Source organism: Pseudomonas sp. RIT409 (assembly GCF_003052515.2).
Lineage (GTDB): Bacteria > Pseudomonadota > Gammaproteobacteria > Pseudomonadales > Pseudomonadaceae > Aquipseudomonas.
Genome location: NZ_QARE02000022.1, coordinates 23056 through 42834 on the forward strand (window position 1 = coordinate 23056; position 19779 = coordinate 42834).

The following is a 19779-nucleotide window of genomic DNA, read 5'->3' on the forward strand; positions in this document are numbered from 1 at the left end:
GTGATGGCTGCGACCTGCAACCCGTTCTGACGGCAAACCCCTGCTCAAGGAGTGGGGTTTGCCAACGAACTCAGCGCGGCAGCCTAGCGCAGCAATCCCTCGATACCGGCAATCAGGCCTTCCAGGCTCACAGGCTTGTTCATGATCACCGCGCCGGCCTGACAGCCCGCGCGCACCGCTTCGATGTCCGCGTGCCCGGTGAGCAGCAACACCGGCAGTCCTGGCCAGATCTCGCGCAGTACGCGAAACAGCGCCACTCCGCTGAAATCGCCCATGGCGCAATCACTGACGACGATATCCGGCACGCGACGGCGTATCGACTCAATCGCTGCGAAACCACTCGACACCGACTCCACCGCGTAACCGGCGTCCATTAGCAGCCCGGCCATGACGTCTCGAAGGCGGTCGTCATCGTCCACCAGCAAGACCTTCGCTCCCCGAGCTGGCAAAGCAGCTGCCGATGCTGTCGAGTGGGCTGGCGCTTGCGCGATCGTCCCGTCTACGCCCTCGCGTATCTTGAGCAGCAGGCTCACCGTGGTGCCGCCTGCGCCGCCGCACTGCAAGGTCACGTTGCCTCCTGCCTGGGCGGCGAACGCCGATACCTGCGAAAGCCCAAGCCCCGTGCCCTTCCCGGCTTGCTTGGTGGTGAAGAACGGCTCGAACGCCTGTCGGGCAATCGCTTCAGGAATGCCAGGGCCGTCGTCTTCGACGGTCAACTCCACATAGACGCCGTCGCTCAGCGCCGCGTGATCGGTGAGTGACAGCACCCGGGTCGCCACGCGAATGCTCCCCGCCCCGCCCATCGCATCCCGTGCGTTGACCAGCAGATTGAGAACCGCAGCTTCCAGTTGCGTGGCGTCACAAAGCACCCAGGCAGGCGTCGAGTCCAGCTCGAACAGCAGCTTGATGTCCGGGCTCAGCACACGGCCGAACAATTCCTCGAGGCCGCGCAATTCCGCGCTCACGTCCAGCAGGCTGAGCGCCGAAGGGTCCTGGCGGGTGAAGGCCAGCAGTTGCGCGATCAAGGTCGAGCCTTTGTTCACGGCCTGCAGACCGACCGAAGCCCAGCGCAGAACGTCTTCGGGCTTCTGCGCCTTGCGCTCGATGAATTGCAGGCTGGCGCTGATCGCCTGGAGCAGGTTGTTGAAGTCATGGGCAATGCCGCTGGTCAGTTGCCCGATCACCGACACCCGCTGGTCCTGGCGCAATTGGGCATGGGCGGTTCGGTCATCACCCAGTGCGTCGATCACCTTGCGGCTCAAACTGCGGGTCTGTTCGTCTTTGAGCAGGCTGAATTCACGCAGCTGCATCAGGGCTGACGTCTGGCGGGCCAACGCCTCGAGCGCGGCAGCCTGAGCCGGGTTCAGAGTGCGCGGAACCCTGTCGATCACACACACGGTGCCGAGCACCGCACCGTGTTCGGTCACGATGGGCGCACCGGCATAGAACCGGATGAAGGGTTCACCCAGCACCAACGGATTCTGGGCGAAGCGCTCATCCAGCGTAGCGTCCTCCACGATCAGCAGTTGCGCCGGTTGAAGGATGGCATGGGCGCAAAACGCCTGATCACGATGGGTTTCGCGCACAGGCAAGCCGACGCAGGCCTTGAACCATTGACGTTCGCGGTCGATGAGCGAAACCAGGGCAATCGGGGTTTCGCAGATCAGCGCGGCCAATGAGACGATGTCGTCGAAGGCCTGCTCGGGCAGACTGTCGAGGATGTGCAGGCGCTCCAAGGCCTCGATACGTCGAGCTTCGTCAAGCGGGAGCGGCGCGGGGCGATGGGTCATGGGTTCACGCTGGTAAGGGGGCTGGCAGAAAGCGACATGCTCAATCGGATCGGCGATCCTGCTGTCGGTTCCCCAGTGCATCATGCCAATTCGCTGGCAATGGGGATAGCGATAAATGGCCTTTCGCTCTCACCGCCGGTCTTCTTGCGCGCGCATGGGCCATCTCGAAGGGTTGCACACCGACCGAAACAGCGGGCGATAGAGCATATCGATGAGATGATCGGAACAAGCGATTGGACGCTCTGGCCCCGGATCGGTAGCTTGCTCACTACCTGATTACGCTTTTTCTGGCGTTTCTGCGATGCGGTGTGAAGTCGCACACCGACACCCTCAAATGGATAGGCGCCGTGGCTCACAGCACGCTCGCGCATCAAGACCGGACGCTTGACCCATCATTAATCGTTGCCTGGCGCGTGACTGAGTGTCGTGCCATCGGCCTTTGCGTGCGAGTTTGAACACATGTCCATCAACACCCCCCAACAAATCGCCGAGCTCACCATCGAGGCCGGCGTGAAGAAATCCCGGCTGCCAGTGTCCGCGATCCTGGTACTGGGTTTCCTGGCAGGCGCCTTCATCGCCCTGGGTTTTCTGCTGGACATTCACGTCAGCACCATGATCCCCGGCCCATGGGCCTCGTTGGGTAATTTGCTGGGTGCAGCGGTGTTTCCCATCGGGCTGATCCTGGTCATCCTGGCGGGCGGCGAGTTGCTCACCGGCAACATGATGACCCTTCCCACAGCGCTGTTTGCCGGGCGCATCTCAGTGGGCGCGGTGCTGGGCAACTGGGCGCTGGTCACTTTCGCCAACCTGCTGGGCGCAATGTTCATTGCCTATTTTTTCGGCCATGTGCTGGGGCTGACCGAAGGCGTTTACCTGGCCAAAACCGTGGCGATCGCCAAAGCCAAGGCGAGTGCCGACTTCGGTCAAGCGTTCATTTCCGGCATCGGCTGCAACTGGCTGGTGTGCCTGGCGGTCTGGCTGTCGTACGCCAGCAAGGACGTCACCGGCAAGATCATCGGCATGTGGTTTCCCATCATGGCCTTCGTCGCGATCGGCTTCCAGCACGTGGTGGCGAACATGTTCGTGATCCCGGCGGCCATTTTTGCCGATGCGTTGAACTGGGGCGTCTTCGTGGAAAATATCGGCGCGGTGTTCCTGGGCAACGCGGTGGGGGGTGCAATTTTCGTCGGTCTGGCGTATTACGTGTCCTATTCGAAAGCTGAACGGGCGCATGACGTGATGGTCGAGCCGCCGGTCAGCCAGAAGATTTGAACCTTGAGCCATGTGCTTCGTCCGTTCATAGCACACGACGCCTGATCTGCCACGCAACACGCTGCCGAGAAAACGCATGTCCAACCGGGTTTTGATAGACGGCTATTCACGCAAAGTCGATTACGTTCGATTGTCGGTGACCGACCGTTGTGATTTTCGTTGCGTGTATTGCATGGCCGAAGAGATGACCTTTCTGCCGCGCCAACAGATTCTGTCGCTGGAGGAAATCCAGCAGATCGCCGAACGGTTCGTCGCGCTGGGCACGAAAAAGATCCGCCTGACCGGCGGCGAGCCGCTGGTCCGTTCGGGAATCGTCGGGCTGTGCAAGAACATTGCTGCCCTCCCCGGGCTGCGCGAATTGTGCATGACCACCAATGGGTCGCAACTGGACAAGCTCGCCGCGCCGCTGTTCGAGGCCGGGCTCAAACGCCTCAACATCAGCCTGGACAGCCTGGACCCGGAGCGTTTCAAAGCCCTGACCCGCACCGGTGACCTGTCGAAGGTCATCGCCGGGATCGACGCCGCCAACGCTGCCGGGTTCACCCGAACCAAGCTCAACTGTGTGGTGATGCAGGGGCGTAACGACCACGAAATCAACGACCTGGTCGCCTTTGCCATCGACCGAGGGCTGGACATCACTTTCATCGAGGAAATGCCGCTGGGGGCGATCAGCGAGCACAGTCGCGCCGAGTCGTTTTTTTCCAGCGAGCAGGTGCGCGACCGTATTGCCGAGCGCTACACGCTCGTCCACTCCACCGAGTCGACTCAAGGGCCGTCACGCTACTGGCGAATCGCGGAAGCGCCGGATATCCGCGTGGGCTTCATTTCCCCGCACAGCCACAACTTCTGCGCCACCTGCAATCGCGTGCGGGTGACCGTCGAAGGGCGCTTGCTGCTGTGCCTGGGCAATGAGCATTCGGCGGACCTCAAGGCGGTCCTCAGGGCCAACCCCGGCCAACCGGAAAAGCTGGAGACCGCCATTGTCGAGGCCATGAAGCTCAAGCCCTACCGGCACACCTTCGAAATCAACGACGATGTGCAGGTCGTGCGCTTCATGAACATGACCGGCGGCTGACGCCGGCCCCGTTCCCTGGTGGCTTACTTCGGCGCGATCGCAGCGTCGACCAGCACCTGCGCTTCGGCCACCAGACGCTTGAGGTGCTCCTCGCCCTTGAAGCTCTCGGCGTAGATTTTGTAGATGTCCTCGGTCCCGGACGGACGCGCCGCGAACCAGCCGTTTTCAGTCATGACTTTCAAACCGCCGATGGCCTGATCGTTGCCTGGCGCCTTGCTGAGAATCTGCTGGATCTTCTCGCCCGCCAGTTCGGTGGACGTCACCTGCTCCGGCGACAGCTTGCTCAGCAACGCCTTCTGCTCGAAATTGGCCTTGGCCTCCACGCGAGTGGACACCGGTTCACCCAGTTCGTCGGTCAACGCCTTGTACACCTCGCTCGGATCGCGGCCCTTGCGCGCACGAATCTCGGCCGCCAGCAGGGAGGGAATCAAACCATCCTTGTCGGTGCTCCAGACCGAGCCGTCGCGGCGCAGGAACGACGCGCCTGCACTTTCCTCGCCACCGAAGCCGAGCGAGCCTTCGAACAAGCCCTCGGCGAAGAATTTGAAGCCGACCGGCACTTCGTAGAGGCGACGACCCAGACGCTGGGTCACGCGGTCGATCATGCCGCTGCTGACAACGGTCTTGCCGACGGCGGCATCGGCGCGCCATTCAGGGCGATTCTGGAACAGGTAATCGATCGCCACCGCCAGGTAGTTGTTCGGCGCCAGCAGGCCCCCGGTGGGCGTCACGATGCCATGCCGGTCATGATCCGGGTCGCAGGCGAAAGCCACCTGGAAGCGATCCTTCAACCCGATCAGGCCTTGCATGGCGTAATTCGAGGACGGGTCCATACGGATCTTGCCGTCCCAGTCGACGCTCATGAAGCGGAAGGTCGGATCGACATGCTGGTTCACCACCTCCAGATTCAGGCCGTAGTGCTCGCCAATCGCCGACCAGTAACGCACCCCTGCGCCGCCCAGCGGATCGACGCCCAGACGCAGACCGGCACCGCGGATGGCGTCCATGTCGATGACGTTTTGCAGGTCCGCGACGTAGGTGTTGAGGTAGTCATGCCGGTGGGTGGTCGCCGCACGCAGCGCCTTTTCATGGCTCATGCGGCTGACACCGACGATCTTCTCGGCCAGCAGCTCGTTCGCCTTGTTCTCGATCCACTTGGTGATGTGCGAATCGGCCGGGCCGCCATTGGGCGGGTTGTATTTGAAACCGCCGCTCTCCGGTGGGTTGTGCGACGGGGTGATGACGATGCCGTCGGCAAGGCCCGAAGTGCGGCCTTTGTTGTAGCAAATGATCGCGTGGGACACGGCCGGAGTGGGCGTGTATTCATCGCCTTCAGAGATCATCACGTTGACGCCATTGGCCGCCAGCACTTCCAGCGCCGAGGCCGCAGCGGGCGTAGACAGCGCGTGGGTGTCGGCCCCAAGAAACAGGGGGCCGTCGATGCCATGGGCCTGACGGTACAGGCAGATGGCCTGACTGATCGCAAGTACGTGCCATTCGTTGAAGCTCAAGTCGAACGAGCTGCCACGATGGCCGGAGGTACCAAAGGAAACCCGCTGGGTCGGCACCGAGGCATCGGGCTGCCCGGTGTAATACGCCGTGACCAGACGAGGAAGATCGACCAGCAATTCTGCAGGCGCCAGTTTGCCCGCGAATGGACTGATACTCATGCGAAACCTCCGTGGATGGGAAAGCCAGAAAACATTAGGTGAGAAAGTAGACCGTTGTGCGGCAGTTTACTGGCAGTTGGACCGCCCTGCTTGGGTATCGATCCGTAAACCCTTGAGTCGATTGTCCGCCCCGCCCCGCTGGACGAAAGCGCCTTGGTCACAGCGCCCACCAGGCGGGCAAGAGCTTCTGAATCCGAGCCTCGGCAAAACGGTCGTCGATCAGCATCACCACACCTCGGTCCTCCTGACCGCGAATCACTCGCCCCGCCGCTTGCACCACCTTCTGCAGGCCGGGGTAGAGGTAGGTGTAGTCGTAACCGGCCCCGAACAATTGGCCCATGCGCTGTTTGAACTGCTCGTTGACCGGATTCAACTGCGGCAGCCCCAAGGTTGCGATAAAGGCGCCGATCAATCGCGCTCCAGGCAGGTCGATGCCCTCTCCGAACGCGCCGCCCAGCACCGCGAAACCGATGCCTCGGCTGTCCGGCGTGAACCGGTCGATGAACTGCTGGCGATCCGACTCGGCCATCCCGCGGGCCTGCTGCCACAGCGGAACGTCCGGACAGGTCGCCTGCATCAGTTCGGCCACCTGTTGCAAGTAATCAAAACTGCTGAAAAAGGCCAGATAGTTGCCAGGCTTGGCGGTGAACTGCTCTGCGAGCAATCCAACGATGGGCATGAGTGAAGCCTGCCGATGGTTGAAGCGGGTGGAGATGCGGCTGACGATGCGCACTTCCAATTGCTCACCCTGGAACGGCGACGCAACATCGATCCACGCCGTATCGTCCGGCAAACCCAGCAGGTCGCGGTAAAAATGCCGAGGATTGAGGGTCGCGGAAAACAGCACAGTGCTGCGGGCGGCAGTCAAGCGGGGCCGCAGAAAACCGGCAGGGACCACATTGCGCAGGGTCAGTCGCGAGAGGGTCTTACGGTTGCCGAGCTCGCGCTTGCCGATGTCGAAGAGGAAATGCTCGTCGAACAATTCGCCAATCCGGGCGAACTGGATGGCTTCGAAGTAGAAACTCTGCAACTCGCCATGGGCCGCCTGCGGATGATCATTGAAGTAGTCACCCATCGCGGCGATGCACTGATTCAAGCGATTGAGAAACGCTGAAGGTGTCGCGGCATACGCCTGATACGGCGCAACCTGTGCCTTGTGCAGCGCGTTCCATTCGCGATTGAGCCGTTGCAACGGCTGCTTCAACGCTTCGGGGGCACTGGCCCGAACCTGATTGAAGGCGTACTGGTCAAGCCCCGCGCTGTACATCTGCCGCGCACGCTCGACCATGTTGTGGGCTTCGTCCACCAGCACCGCAACGCGCCATTGATTGAGCTGACACAGGCCGAACAGCAGACCGTTGAGGTCAAAGTAGTAGTTGTAATCGGCGATCACCACATCGGCCCAGCGGGCCAGCTCCTGGCTGAGGTAATACGGGCACACCTGATGCTGCAGCGCCACCTCTCGCACGCCTGCGCGATCGAGCCCCCGTTGCGCCAGCGCCGCGCTGCGCGCCGCCGGCAAGCGATCATAAAAACCTTTGGCCAGTGGGCAGGAATCCCCATTGCAGGCCTGGGTGGGGTATTCACATGCCTTGTCGCGAGCCACCATCTCCAGCACCCGCAGTTGCACCGCCAGCGCAGATTCACCGATGACGCGCAGGGCTTCGAGCGCCAGCTGGCGTCCGGGCGTCTTGGCGGTTAGAAAGAACACCTTGTCGAGCTTCTGGCGCGGAGTCGCCTTGAGCATCGGGAAGACCGTGCCGATGGTCTTCCCTATTCCGGTGGGCGCCTGGGCCATCAGACAACGCCCGGTGCTGACCGCCTTGTACACCGACTCGGCCAGCTCACGCTGGCCGCTGCGAAAATCCAGGTGGGGAAACTTCAACTCGGTGAGGGCGTGGTTGCGCGCCTGGACGTGGGCCAATTCCTGACGGGCCCATGCCAGGAAGCGCTCACAGTGAGCATCGAAGAAAGCGTGCAACTCTTCGGCGCCGCAGCGCTGCGTCAGCAGGGTTTCCTGTTCGGTGACGATGTTGAAATAGACCAGCGCGATGTCGATCTCGGTCAGTTGCAATTGCTGACAGAGCAGCCAGGCATAGACTTTCGCTTGGGCCCAGTGCAGTTGCCGATGATTGGCCGGCAGGTTGTCGAGATCGCCCCGGTAGGTCTTGACCTCGTCCAGACGGTTGAGCGCAGGGTCATAGCCGTCCGCTCTGCCCTTCACAGACAGTTCATGAAAACGCCCGGCCAGTGACACTTCGGCCCGATAGCCCTCACCGCGCCGCGCCGCCACGATGCGGTGGCCGGCGATGCCTTCCTGAGCGGTAGGAGACGGGGTGAAACGCAGGTCCAGGTCACCGGCCTTGGCCGTGAACTCGCACAAGGCGCGTACGGCGATGCAATATTCGCCCGGCGCATCAATCGCCGACAGGCTGGACGGGGTGTCACCGGGAGGCTGGGAAACGATGGAAGTCACTGCAGAAAAGGGCCGACGCGCTGAAATACTGGACAGGCATACAGATACCAGTGGCAGGCCCTTCGTGGCAAACGGAATTGGATCGACGGCGCCCGTCGCGCTACGGAATTCGCTCCTGCGCCAACGCGTTTTTGACGATCACCAGCGTGGACTCGATGTCGTGTCCCCAATCGGCCGCCACGCTCAGGCACAGGCTCTGCCGATGCAGCCCGCGGACGCTGAACAACTCCCCCGGCGCAATGACGATGCGCTGCTCCAGCAACCGTTCGAACACGCGTGCCATGTCCACGCGGGACTGACAGTCCAGCCACAGGGTGGCCCCGCCCTGAGGCTGGAGGAACCCCACCTCTTCGCCCAGGAAATGGCTGACCAACGCGGTGAGTCGGTGCATGCGTTCGTCGAGGGCCGCGCGTAGCCCTTGCAGGTGTTGGCCGAGTTGGCCGGAACCGAACAAGCGGGCGATGGCTTTCTGCCGAATCGGTGGCAAACGGAAAGAGCGCAACAGGAGTTGCTGATGCCACAGCGAACGGGAGTGACGGCTCAGCAGGTAGCCGAACGGCGCTTCCAGGCCGATGGTCTTGTCGAATGCGCCGAGAATCAACAAACGCTGTGGATCGATCAGGTCGCGCAGGGGGGCGCCGTGGTCGGGTTCACAGAGGCCGCCATGGCTGTCATCCTCGACGACCCAGACGACCCGCCGATTCAGCACTTGGGCCACTTGCTCGAGCGCTGCCTGACTGCGAGCACGCCCGCGTAGCGGCGTCATACGCGATGCCAGGATAACCATCTTGACGTCGTGGCCGGTCAGCAAGGCATCCAATGCGTCTGTGTCCACCTCACCGTCGGCCGGGTTCTCCCACTCGATCACGCGGATGCCGAACGACTGCAGCGTGCGCAACAGACTCCAGCCGCAGGGGGTTTCCACCAGCACGGCACAGTCGCGCAGCTGCAGGGCATTGAGCACGGTTTTCAGCACGCCGGTCTTGTCCGGCCCCATGAAGACGTTGTCCGGGTGCCAACAGGAGGCCGTCGACGAGGTGTAATGCGCTGCCAACGCCGTGCGCAACTCGATGTCACCGAATGGTTGGAATCGCGGATCGGGCTGGCAGGGGTAATGGCGCATCAGGTCGCGTTCGACACTCAGCAAGGTGCTGTCCAGCGATTGCAGCAGAGTCGGCTCGTCAGCGCCGAACACGAACATGTCGGGCCGACGGGCGCTGGCCTGATAGCGCTCCAGCAGCCCCTCGCCTTCACATTGAATGTCATTGCTGGGCTGGGGCAGCGCGTAATACCCGGATTTGGGCACAGAGCAGATCCGCCCTTCTTTTTCCAACAGGGCGTAGGCGTTCTGCACCGTTGAAATCGAGACGCGCAGCCGTCGGGCCAGTAAGCGTAGGGAGGGTAATTTTACCGCAGGGCCTTGGGGCAACTCATTGGTCAGTCTCGACAGGTAGCGGTACACCTTCTGATAGGCGAAATCGGTCTTGTTGTGTTGCATCGGACACACCCCATCCATGCGCAAGTCGCAGGGTCATTGAGAGGAAACACAGTGAGCGCCCGCATCGGCGTCACCTCTGGAAGGCACTCGGTCAGCGACCGGAGATCAGCTCACGCACCGGCTCGCCCGTAACGGGATCAAGGGTCATGATGCGGCCCTTGTCCGGGTCGCTGGCCCGCACCCGGGCGATCACCGAATGGGCGTCGTCGAAATCCACGTGGGATCTGCCGTAGAGGTTTTGCAGCCCCTTCAGACTCAGCCCGCTCACCTCGACCAGCCACTGGGTCACCTGATCCGGCGCGGGCTCGCCGGACAACGCCTTGTGCAAATCGACCAGCGCAATCAGCATCCCCGGGTGACAGCGGCGCAGAAAACTCTCCAGGCGCACCCCGCCTTCCACGAAAGGCGCAAACAACAGGCACACCAATTGAACCTCGTTCAGCCCGAATGCCTCCTGGGCGTAGCCGTCGGCCAGTGCCCGCCGTGCTTCGATTCGCTCCGGTCCTTCGTAAGCGGCCATGGCCTGCGCGATCAGGCGCTTGGGCATACGCTTGCGGCGCATCATTTTTGCCGCCAGTTCGAGGTACTCGGCGATACCGTCGGCGTATTCGCGACCCTGAATGAACGCCGCCTTCAGCCCACGCATGTGGGCCATCAGCAACGGGTTGGCACAATCGGACTCACTGAAGCTGAACGCGAGATCGTCGAAGCGGAAATCCAGGAAGTCCGTCAGCAACGCCCAGCGTTCCTCCAGCCGGAAGCCGATGAGATCGGCGATCGTCAGGAACGTCGGCGCCTGCCGTTTGTTCGGAGGGTACAGCGGCCGGGAGACAAGCGCGTTCGCTGCCGGCTCCTCTCCATACAAAGCCTGATAGTAGCGGCGACCCACCCGATCGAGGGTGCGCAACGCGGCGGAGAAACTCAGGGTGTGCCACTGCTCGATGGCCTCGCCATTGCCTTGTGCCAGGCGCATTGCCCACGTGGCGTACTGTTTCTGCTCCCTGAGGGAATCGCCACTGAGTACGGCATCCACCCCTTCGCCCCAGGAGACGGCGCGGCCCAGGAATTCGGCCATGCCCAGGTAACAGCTGTTGCAGAACGTCGTGCGGGCATCCCCTTGCGTGAGGTGCCCACCCAAGAGCATATCGGAGCGGCTCTGTTCGCGCCCCATCGTCGAAAAGGGCAAGTCCGGCTCGAAGGCACGAACGGCATGGTGATCGACGACGAGCAACTCCACCCTGGGATCATCGTGCAGGAATAACGCCGAGTAACACCGATGGATGTTCGCCATGACGGCCGAGGTCATGCCAGCGTGGCGCATCGTCGCCAGTCGCAGCTTGAACGTCACCGGCGCTCGCCCAGCGATGCTCAACTGCGCCGCCCGCAGCAGCGCGACGGTGTACGCGCTGTCCTTGCCGCCGCTGAACGCGACCAGAATGCGATAGTCGCCGATACGTTCAATACCGCCCGCAGCCACGAGCAACCGCTGAATCAACAATTGGAGTGCGGTGCGTTCGGCGCGATTGAAATAACTCAGCAGACGCTGCAACACTTGTTGATAGACATAATTCATTGCCTGTTCGTGTAGAGAACTCATAACCACTTACCTGATATATTCGGTCCGGGCGACACGTTCATCGTCAATCATTAATCATGACGTTGCCTGTCAATGACTTACCTTGCTGATCGTCTCATTCAACCTTGTCGCGGTCGCTCAACCGCTGCCGGCCCTGGCAACCCGCATTGAATAAGCGCCATGGGGTATCGCCGGCATTCCAGCAATGGAAAAAGGACGGGCAATGCATATCGATCAGCTGACGCAAGCGAGGGCTCAGGAATGACGATCGCATTACCGGCGGTCAAGAAGAACGGCACGTGCCATATTGAAGTCGGCCGGAATAACGAAGAGGGCATTACTCGTTCCTTGAGTGTTCTGTACGCCGTCATTATCGAAAGCGAATACCGCAATTACAAGATACAGATATTCAACACTTTCCCTGTCAGCTATTCATTCACTAAACAGCACGACAAACAATGCTGTTTATAAAATGTTCTTAATAAGGAAGTATTGCGCTGATGGGCCGAACTGGCGTCTGCGGTGTTTAATCATTAAAACGCGATAAACAAAAAAGCCTTCCTGAGCAGTCGGGAAGGCTTTGTCGGAGAGTACGTGGCCGAAGAATGATGGGGCGGACACCCTGAATCGGTGACCGGATCCTTTACGTCGACGCCTGGCCAGCGGCGCCGCACCTTTTACCCAGCGCGGTCAATTGCGCTCAGGCCGATTCGACCTCTACCACCACACGACCACCCACGGGGCAGCCATCCATCACACGGTGCGCTTCCACGATCTGCTCGAAGGGGAAGACTTTGGTCAGTTGCGGCAACAGCAGTTTGTCCCGGGTCAGCTCGTTGATCTTCACCAAGGCGCGCTCGACCGCTTCCTTGTCCTGAGGAATACCCAGTTCAGGCTTGCCAGTGAAGTTACCCACGCAGTGAACGAAGAACTGAATGTTTTTCTGGAACGCGGCACAGGCCGGGAACTGAACCTGGTTACCGCCTTGCAAGCCATAGAGGATCAAGCTGCCACGCGGTGCGAGGACATCGCCCAGAATCGACATCTGCGGGCCACCCAGACCGTCGAGGACCACGTCCACACCGCGCTTGTCGGTGTATTTGTTGACCGCCATCAGCAGGTCCTGCTCTTCGGTCACCACGACTTTGTCGGCCCCGAGCGAGGTCAGGTACTTGCGAGCCGTGCCCTCTTCGTCGTCGGTCTTGATGGCGGCAATCACCTTCAAGCCCAGCGCCTTGCCCAATTGCAGAAAGGCCGGGCCCGCGCAGTGCCCCGCATCGGTGACCAATGCGACCTGACCTTCCTTCACCCGGGCCAGCTCGGCGTAGGCAAAATAGGCCACCAGCATCGGGGTGTAATGCACCGCTGCCTGATGGGGAGTGAGGATGTCCGGGTATTTGGTCACGGACGTGCGCGGCAGCACGATGTGCTCGCCGTAGACAGGATGTACGTTGGGGTTGGCGGATGGAAAGCTGGCAACCTTGTCACCCACGTTCAGATCATTCACGCCGTCGCCGACAGCGGTGATCACGCCCGCCATCTCGGAACCCAGGCCAGCCGGCAGTTGCGCTTGGGAGGAAGCCAGATTTTGTCGCCACAGCACGTCGTACCAGGTGACGCCGATTGCCTGGACGCGCACTTGCACCTCTCCGGGTGCGGGCTGCGCGACGGGCAGCTCTTCGATTTTGAGCACCTCGGCCGGGCCGAACTGATGAAAACGGATCGTGCGGGACATTTCGAACCTCGCCTTATGAACCTTGATGCCATGAACTCTATCCGGGCGCTGCCGGTAACACTATCAGTGGCTATTAATAGTCGACATGCCTGTCATCGATTCTGTTGTTGCCGGGCGTTCATTAGATAACCATCGAACGCTCCGGTATTCAAGGCGCTCATTGTTGTTGGCTGCCTTCGACATTGCAACCCGAGGGGCGACTTCCGGATGAATGCCCGCTCCCCGAGGGACTGAAACGCCCCGTGACCGGGGTTCGGCAACGCTGACACCTCAGTGGATCGTCTGGGCGGGCTCAAGGTTCAGCCCGTATTATCGACGGTCGTGATAGCTAACACGTTTGTATGCTTGCAGATGAATTCAACGGTGTGGAGAATCGGCATTTACCCGTAGTATGCGTTTCCGAGCTGACCACAGGCTGCCGTCCTGGCCGTCAAAGTATCGACCTACGTCTCCGAGACCCCCGTCATGAACCGCAACGACCTGCGTCGCGTCGACCTCAATCTGCTCATCGTGTTCGAAACCCTGATGCATGAACGCAGCGTCACGCGCGCGGCGGAAAAGCTGTTTCTCGGCCAGCCTGCCATCAGTGCGGCCCTGTCCCGCTTGCGCGGTCTGTTCGACGATCCGCTCTTCGTGCGCACCGGACGCAGCATGGAACCCACCGCCCGTGCGGTGGAAATCTTCGGCCTGCTCTCCCCCGCGCTGGATTCCATCTCCACCGCTGTCAGCCGCGCCGCCGATTTCGACCCGGCGACCAGCACTGCGGTGTTCCGCATTGGCCTGTCGGACGACGCGGAATTTGCGCTGCTGCCCTCCTTGCTCAAGCGCCTACGATCCGAAGCCCCCGGCATCGTGCTGGTGGTGCGTCGCACCAACTACATCCTGATGCCCTCGCTGCTGTCGTCCGGCGAAATTTCCATTGGCGTCAGCTACACCGACGACCTGCCCGCCAACGCCAAGCGCAAGGTCCTGCGCCGCAGCAAACCCAAGCTACTGCGCGCCGACTCGATGCCTGGTCCGATCACGTTGGACGACTTCTGCGCACGGCCCCACGCGCTGGTGTCCTTCGCCGGGGACCTGGGCGGCTTCATCGACGAGTACCTGGAAAAAGTCGGCCGCAAGCGCCACGTGGTCCTGGCGGTCCCGCAGTTCAATGGCCTGGCAACTTTGATTTCCGGCACCGACATCGTCGCGACCGTGCCGGATTACGCCGCCGACGTCCTCACCGCAGCTGGCGGCGTCCGCGCCGAAGAAGTCCCATTGGAAACCCGCACCTTCGAACTGCACATGGCCTGGCGCGGCTCCCAGGACAACGACCCCGGCGAGCGTTGGTTGCGGTCGCGCATTCAGATGTTTTTTGGGGATCCTGACAGTCTGTAGGGGTTGTCGGATGGGGCTGTTCACCTGATCGGCTCTGCTGATTCCTAGCCTCTAGGAGTTTTCACTTCCATCGAATTGCGGCATTTGAGGGATATTGGAGGGCGTGCCTTGGATGGTTTGAAAATGCTAAACGCCCAGTCCGAGATCCGTCTGTAAGGGGTCGGCGACCGCACCTCCCCCCACTCCACCGCCGAACGCCATCGTGGTCAGCTAATATGCGGGCAACATGACCTTTGAAGCTGGAGTTAGGAAGACGATTTTTCCGAACGCTTACAGACAGAAATCGGATGAGCTACGTCCTGCAGATCGTGTCGCTGGAAGTGCTGTAACTCGCCTTGCGGCGCCATTGAGCGCCCCCCGCCCATGACTGATCAGCAGAAAACCAAGATTGACCGAGTAAGGATTATTCCTTACCCTCCACTTAGCTTATCCGGGAGATTACTCATGCCTGCCATCCACGAAATCGCCACGTTGACCTCTAAGGGGCAAGTCACACTGCCAAAATCTGTTCGCCAACTGTTGGGCATTGACACAGGTGGCAAGATCGCATTTGACGTACGCGGGGGTGAGATCGTGGTCAGCCGCGTAGAAACCACCCACGAAGATCCAGCTATCGATGCGTTTCTGGGTTTGCTGGAGGCTGATATCCGAAGCGGCCGCAACCTCACCACTCTGCCGGAAGACTTGGCGCAAACCATGCTCGCCAACGCAAAGCACGCCGTAAACCTGGACGATGATATCGATGGTGAGGTCGCGATCTGATGCTGCGACATGGCTGGACGGTGTTGTTCCATGACGGTGTAATTTTACAGCTACGCAAATTGCAAGAAGCCGCCGCCCGAGCTGAACAGAACGATCCGCAAGGTTTTGAAAGCAACGCCAACGTCAAGCTGTTTCGGGCATTGAGCCATCTGATCATGGAGGCTGTACCTGCCGATCCAGGCCGTGACGAGTTCCGCCAAGGAAACACGTTGGGCACCGCCCACCGACATTGGCGGCGGGCAAAAATTGGCAGGCGCTTCCGGCTGTTCTACCGCTATGACTCAAAATCCAAGGTCATCGTCTATGCGTGGGTCAATGATGAAAATACGCTTAGGTCCGCAGGTAGCAAATCCGATCCCTATACCGTATTCGAAAAGATGTTGGGCCGCGGCAACCCTCCAGATGACTGGAATGCGTTGATTACAGCTGCGCATAGCGACTGGCGCGAGCCCATGCCATAAGCTGCGCGACTGGGTTTGAATGAGCTACTGCTGACCGGCAACTTAGCCCGCGCGCAACGCCCGTGCACGCACGCGATCAGCATCCGTGGTCGCGGAAAACCTTCGCTCGCGATCATTGAACGCGGCCCGACGCGGCCTGGCTGGAAAAAACGCCGGGCGGGCTAGTAATTCGCCTGACCAATCTCCATTTAGCTAGTCTGCGCACCGTGAACCCGGCCGCTGTCCGGCCAGGCGCAGGGCGCCCACCGAGCCACAGGAAGAATTGAACCATGACCAATCGAACCGAAACCGCGCTGCTGGCTGGCGGCTGCTTCTGGGGCATGCAGGATCTGCTGCGCCGCTATCCGGGGGTGGTCTCCACGCGCGTTGGCTACTCCGGCGGCGACGTGGAGAATGCGACCTACCGCAACCATGGCACCCATGCCGAAGCCATCGAGATCGTCTTCGATCCATCTGTGTTGAGTTACCGCAAGATTCTGGAGTTCTTCTTCCAGATCCACGACCCGTCCACCGCCAACCGGCAAGGCAACGACATCGGGCTGAGCTACCGCTCGGCAATTTTCTACCTGAACGAAGAACAGAAGCAGATCGCCGAAGACACGGTGAAGGACGTCGACGCCTCGGGCCTGTGGCCCGGCAAGGTGGTGACCGAGATCAGTCCGGCCGGTGCGTTCTGGGAAGCCGAGCCCGAGCATCAGGATTATCTGGAGCGCATCCCGAACGGTTATACCTGTCACTTCATTCGCAAGGATTGGGTGTTGCCGAAGCGGTCTTGAGCACGCCATCGATAGACGCCGTTTGATCGCGCTCACCTGTCAGAGCCGAGCAAACGGCGCCTCGTGCCTGAGCGCCGATCCTGCCGGGCAACGATGCCCACAATTGCAGCCTGCCCAGCCCAAGCGTTACTCCAGGGCCTGCCACATCGCGCCAGCCGTTGCGCGTCCAAGTGTTTGTCCAGCAACAGTCGCCAAGCAAAACAGGTGACATTGACGCATGGCAGTCAACGCTTTTGACGGCTTCTTTTCCCTCCCCCGCCCGGTTTGCCCTTTCAAACCGCCGCCTGCCGGTCACCGGCACAGCCATTGCTATGACGCTCTGACGCTATCGATTCGCGAACCGTTTGTGTGTCTGCCGAGCCTTTCCACGCCGCGATCGCGCAGCGGTGGTCATTCGGACGCGTCACTGCAGCGTGCCCGGCGGGTCGGGGAAGGTGTACATCGCGTTCAGCACGTTTCGCCTATCCAGCCCCGCGAGCTGTCGGTTTCGCAGCGAGCCGCCGAGCCCACGATTCCAAGGAGCCTTACATGAGCCAACGTCCCGACACCCTCAAACTCGGCCTGTTTCTGCGGGCCACCGGGCACCATATCGCCGCATGGCGCGACAGCGGTTCGCAGGCCGACGCGGGCATCCGCCTCGACCATTTCATCGACTTGGCCCGCAAGGCAGAAGCGGCCGGTTTCGACACCCTGTTCCTGGCCGATAGTGTGTCGGTACGGGGCATCGATGCGCCGACGTTCGACCGGGTGATCGCCCCCAGCCTGAGCTTCGAGCCGCTGACGCTGCTGTCGGCACTGGCCACCGTAACGTCACGCATTGGCTTGGTCGCCACTGCCAGCACCAGTTACAGCGAACCGTTCAACCTTGCGCGCCAGTTCGCTTCGCTGGACCACATCAGCGGCGGCCGGGTTGGCTGGAACCTGGTGACCAGCAGTGACCCGGATGCCGCCAAGAACTTCGGCGGGGCTACCGAGCGGGATCAACCCGCGCACGCTGATCGCTACAGCCGAGCCAGGGAGTTCCATAAGGTGGTGAACGCGCTCTGGGACAGTTGGGAGGACGACGCCCTGCTGCTGGACAAGGCTGACGGTGTGTTTCTGGACCGCGATAAGTTGCACCTGGCTGACCACCACGGTGAGCATTTTCACGTGCGCGGACCGCTGAACGTGCTGCGTTCGCCCCAGGGCCGACCGGTGCTGGTGCAGGCCGGGGCCTCGGAAGATGGTCGCGCGCTGGCCGCTGCCACTGCCGAAGCCATCTTCGCCGCCCACCAGAGCCTGGCCGATGCCCAGGCGTTCTACAGCGACATCAAGACACGCGCCGCAGTCTTGGGCCGCAAACCCGAACACATCAAGATTCTGCCGGGGGTGACCATCTTCACCGCGCCCACCTCCGCCGAAGCCCACGCCAAACATCAGCGCCTGCAAAACCTGGTGCATCCGCAGGTGGGGCTGAGCCTGCTGTCCGGACTATTGGGCGGCATCGATCTGTCTCACCTGCCGCTGGACGGCCCCCTGCCCCAGGACCTGCCGGCCAGCAATGCCTCGAAGAGCCGACAGCAACTGATTCTGCAACTGGCGGCCGAGGGGCTGAGTATCCGTGAGCTGTACTTGCGACTGGCGGGCGCTCGCGGGCATTGGACACTGGTGGGCTCGCCCGAAGAAGTCGTCGATCAGTTGCAGGCCTGGTTCGAAGGCTATGGCGCGGACGGGTTCAACATCCTGCCGCCGACATACCCGGAAGGTCTGGACGACTTCATCGCGCTGATCCTCCCTGAACTGAAGCGTCGGGGGTTGGTGCCCCAAGACGGCCCGAGTGGGAGCACCCTGCGCGAACGCCTGGGCCTGCCTCGGCCTGCACACCCGGCCACGTTGCTGCGAAGCCAGCCTGCGACCGTTTGACCCCTCACCCTATTCACCGGCCACTTGAAGAAGCGAGCGTGTATGACCCATCAAATCAACGCGGCCTGGGGCGCAGGCCCCTCTGCCAGTTATGAACAACTGGCCGAGCGCTTTCGTCCGCTGTTTGCGCACTTGCGCGGAGGAGCAATCAGCCGCGAACTGGAGCGTCGGTTGCCCATTGAAGAACTGCAATTGCTCAAAGCGTCCGGGTTCACGGCGCTGCGGGTTCCGAAGGCGTTCGGCGGTGGCGGCGTCAGCCTGCCGGAACTGACCAACTTGTTGATCGAATTGGGCGAGGCCGATTCCAACCTGGTGCAGGCGTTGCGCGGCCATATCGGCTTCATCGAAAACCTGCTCAACAGTCGCGACGAAGAGCGCCGCAAGCTGTGGTTCGAACGCCTGGTGCGTGGCGAGACCGTAGGGCCGGCCACCGGCGAGGTGGGGGCCAGCCTGCAATCGCACCTCAGTTCGAAGCTGTACCTGGACGGCGAACAATGGCGCATCGACGGCAATAAGTTCTACACCACCGGTTGCCTGTACAGCGACTGGATCGATGTCGCCGTCAGCGATCACGAGGACAAGCGCGTCTTCGTGACGGTACGGCGCGATGCCGAAGGCGTCGAGGTGGTGGACGACTGGAACGGCTTCGGCCAGCGCCTGACCGCCAGCGGCACCACCCATGTCAGGGGCGTGGCGGTGGACACCCGCAACATCGTCAGTGTGGACGACAAATTTCAGTATGCCCCGGCCCTGTATCAGATCGTCCACTTGGCCAACTTGGCAGGCATCGGCCGTGCACTCAGCGGCGAAGTGGCTGCGGCAGTCGCCAGCCGTACCCGCAGTTTCAGCAACGGCAACGCCACGCGGGTGGCCCAGGATCCGCAAGTGCTCCAAGTGGTAGGCAGTCTGCGTGCGGCAGCCTACAGCGCCGGGGCCATCGTTCTGAAAACGGCCGAAGCGCTGGAGCGCGCCTACCAGGCCCGGCTGCACGGCGACGCAGCCCAATTGAAGCAAGCGGTCGATATCGCGGAGCTGGAGATCGCGCAGTCTCAAACAGTGGTCAGCGACCTGATTCTGGACGCGAGCACGCGGATGTTCGATGCCTTGAGTGCGTCGGCCACGCTGCGCCCTCAGGGCCTGGACCGGTTCTGGCGCAATGCCCGCACCCTGACCTCCCATAACCCCCGCATCTACAAGGATCGAATCGTCGGGGACTATGCCGTCAACGGCACTCCACCGCCCGCGCAATGGAAAATCGGCATCGCCTGAGTGCGGGCGTTCGGCTCACTCACGGGGCTGACGGCTCCCGTGTGCCGTCACGGGGGTCTGTGACGGCCATCCGGGTGCCCGATTCTGCCAAAGGACAGGCTGGCCGGTGTCCGCTCAATATCCCTGCGTATACTCGG

Annotated in this window: 14 protein-coding genes; 8 read left to right on the forward strand and 6 right to left on the reverse strand. The window is 61.6% G+C overall.

What is annotated here, in order from left to right; all coding sequences use genetic code 11:
- Window positions 1-83: 83 nt before the first annotated feature.
- Complete coding sequence (locus tag DBP26_RS22325; RefSeq protein ID WP_108239699.1) at window positions 84-1874, reverse strand: response regulator; 1791 nt, start codon at window positions 1872-1874, stop codon at window positions 84-86.
- 375 nt (window positions 1875-2249) lie between these two features.
- Here DBP26_RS22325 and DBP26_RS22330 point away from each other — a divergent pair, with 375 nt between their 5' ends.
- Entirely contained in the window at window positions 2250-3062 is an 813-nt protein-coding gene (locus tag DBP26_RS22330) for a formate/nitrite transporter family protein (protein ID WP_108239700.1), read from the forward strand.
- A 76-nt stretch (window positions 3063-3138) separates the two neighbouring features.
- A complete protein-coding gene (moaA, locus tag DBP26_RS22335; protein WP_108239701.1) occupies window positions 3139-4137 on the forward strand; it encodes a GTP 3',8-cyclase MoaA in 999 nt (332 codons plus the stop codon).
- Window positions 4138-4160: 23 nt separating this feature from the next.
- Here the strand turns inward: moaA and pgm are convergent, their stop codons facing one another.
- The 5 genes from pgm to DBP26_RS22365 form a co-directional block, all read right to left on the reverse strand.
- Window positions 4161-5807: a phosphoglucomutase (alpha-D-glucose-1,6-bisphosphate-dependent) gene (pgm, locus tag DBP26_RS22340; protein WP_108239702.1), complete on the reverse strand. Its 1647-nt coding sequence runs from the start codon at window positions 5805-5807 to the stop codon at window positions 4161-4163.
- A 157-nt stretch (window positions 5808-5964) separates the two neighbouring features.
- Window positions 5965-8205, reverse strand: coding sequence for an ATP-dependent DNA helicase (locus tag DBP26_RS22345; protein ID WP_177411115.1), 2241 nt, complete (start codon window positions 8203-8205; stop codon window positions 5965-5967).
- 178 nt (window positions 8206-8383) lie between these two features.
- Window positions 8384-9781, reverse strand: a complete 1398-nt coding sequence (locus DBP26_RS22350; RefSeq protein ID WP_108239703.1) for an aminotransferase class I/II-fold pyridoxal phosphate-dependent enzyme — start codon at window positions 9779-9781, stop codon at window positions 8384-8386.
- A 91-nt stretch (window positions 9782-9872) separates the two neighbouring features.
- On the reverse strand, window positions 9873-11378 hold the full coding sequence (locus tag DBP26_RS22355) for a hypothetical protein (RefSeq protein WP_108239704.1): 1506 nt from the start codon (window positions 11376-11378) through the stop codon (window positions 9873-9875).
- A gap of 679 nt (window positions 11379-12057) precedes the next feature.
- Window positions 12058-13092: a zinc-dependent alcohol dehydrogenase family protein gene (locus DBP26_RS22365; RefSeq protein ID WP_108239706.1), complete on the reverse strand. Its 1035-nt coding sequence runs from the start codon at window positions 13090-13092 to the stop codon at window positions 12058-12060.
- 465 nt (window positions 13093-13557) lie between these two features.
- Between DBP26_RS22365 and DBP26_RS22370 the strand changes: the two genes are divergently transcribed.
- From DBP26_RS22370 to DBP26_RS22395, 6 genes are all read left to right on the forward strand, one after another.
- Window positions 13558-14472: a LysR family transcriptional regulator gene (locus DBP26_RS22370; RefSeq protein WP_108239707.1), complete on the forward strand. Its 915-nt coding sequence runs from the start codon at window positions 13558-13560 to the stop codon at window positions 14470-14472.
- A gap of 444 nt (window positions 14473-14916) precedes the next feature.
- A complete protein-coding gene (locus tag DBP26_RS22375; protein WP_108239708.1) occupies window positions 14917-15234 on the forward strand; it encodes a type II toxin-antitoxin system PrlF family antitoxin in 318 nt (105 codons plus the stop codon).
- A complete protein-coding gene (locus DBP26_RS22380) occupies window positions 15234-15695 on the forward strand; it encodes a type II toxin-antitoxin system YhaV family toxin (protein WP_108239709.1) in 462 nt (153 codons plus the stop codon). Before DBP26_RS22375 ends, DBP26_RS22380 begins: the two co-directional genes overlap by 1 nt.
- Window positions 15696-15964: 269 nt before the next feature.
- Window positions 15965-16471, forward strand: a complete 507-nt coding sequence (msrA, locus tag DBP26_RS22385; RefSeq protein WP_108239710.1) for a peptide-methionine (S)-S-oxide reductase MsrA — start codon at window positions 15965-15967, stop codon at window positions 16469-16471.
- A gap of 528 nt (window positions 16472-16999) precedes the next feature.
- Entirely contained in the window at window positions 17000-18373 is a 1374-nt protein-coding gene (locus DBP26_RS22390) for an LLM class flavin-dependent oxidoreductase (RefSeq protein ID WP_108239711.1), read from the forward strand.
- 42 nt (window positions 18374-18415) lie between these two features.
- Window positions 18416-19642 carry an acyl-CoA dehydrogenase family protein gene (locus DBP26_RS22395; protein ID WP_108239712.1) on the forward strand — a complete coding sequence of 409 codons (1227 nt, stop codon included), beginning with the start codon at window positions 18416-18418 and terminating at the stop codon, window positions 19640-19642.
- Window positions 19643-19779 lie beyond the last annotated feature (137 nt).

What these genes read in the sequence shown, in the direction of transcription:
- DBP26_RS22350 (WP_108239703.1), bottom strand. Translation starts at nt 9,781, where the DNA reads ATGCAACACAACAAGACCGATTTCGCCTATCAGAAGGTGTACCGCTAC.
- DBP26_RS22325 (WP_108239699.1), bottom strand. Translation starts at nt 1,874, where the DNA reads ATGATGCACTGGGGAACCGACAGCAGGATCGCCGATCCGATTGAGCAT.
- DBP26_RS22390 (WP_108239711.1), top strand. Translation starts at nt 17,000, where the DNA reads ATGAGCCAACGTCCCGACACCCTCAAACTCGGCCTGTTTCTGCGGGCC.
- pgm (WP_108239702.1), bottom strand. Translation starts at nt 5,807, where the DNA reads ATGAGTATCAGTCCATTCGCGGGCAAACTGGCGCCTGCAGAATTGCTG.
- DBP26_RS22370 (WP_108239707.1), top strand. Translation starts at nt 13,558, where the DNA reads ATGAACCGCAACGACCTGCGTCGCGTCGACCTCAATCTGCTCATCGTG.
- DBP26_RS22355 (WP_108239704.1), bottom strand. Translation starts at nt 11,378, where the DNA reads ATGAGTTCTCTACACGAACAGGCAATGAATTATGTCTATCAACAAGTG.
- DBP26_RS22330 (WP_108239700.1), top strand. Translation starts at nt 2,250, where the DNA reads ATGTCCATCAACACCCCCCAACAAATCGCCGAGCTCACCATCGAGGCC.
- DBP26_RS22380 (WP_108239709.1), top strand. Translation starts at nt 15,234, where the DNA reads ATGCTGCGACATGGCTGGACGGTGTTGTTCCATGACGGTGTAATTTTA.
- DBP26_RS22395 (WP_108239712.1), top strand. Translation starts at nt 18,416, where the DNA reads ATGACCCATCAAATCAACGCGGCCTGGGGCGCAGGCCCCTCTGCCAGT.
- moaA (WP_108239701.1), top strand. Translation starts at nt 3,139, where the DNA reads ATGTCCAACCGGGTTTTGATAGACGGCTATTCACGCAAAGTCGATTAC.
- DBP26_RS22365 (WP_108239706.1), bottom strand. Translation starts at nt 13,092, where the DNA reads ATGTCCCGCACGATCCGTTTTCATCAGTTCGGCCCGGCCGAGGTGCTC.
- DBP26_RS22375 (WP_108239708.1), top strand. Translation starts at nt 14,917, where the DNA reads ATGCCTGCCATCCACGAAATCGCCACGTTGACCTCTAAGGGGCAAGTC.
- msrA (WP_108239710.1), top strand. Translation starts at nt 15,965, where the DNA reads ATGACCAATCGAACCGAAACCGCGCTGCTGGCTGGCGGCTGCTTCTGG.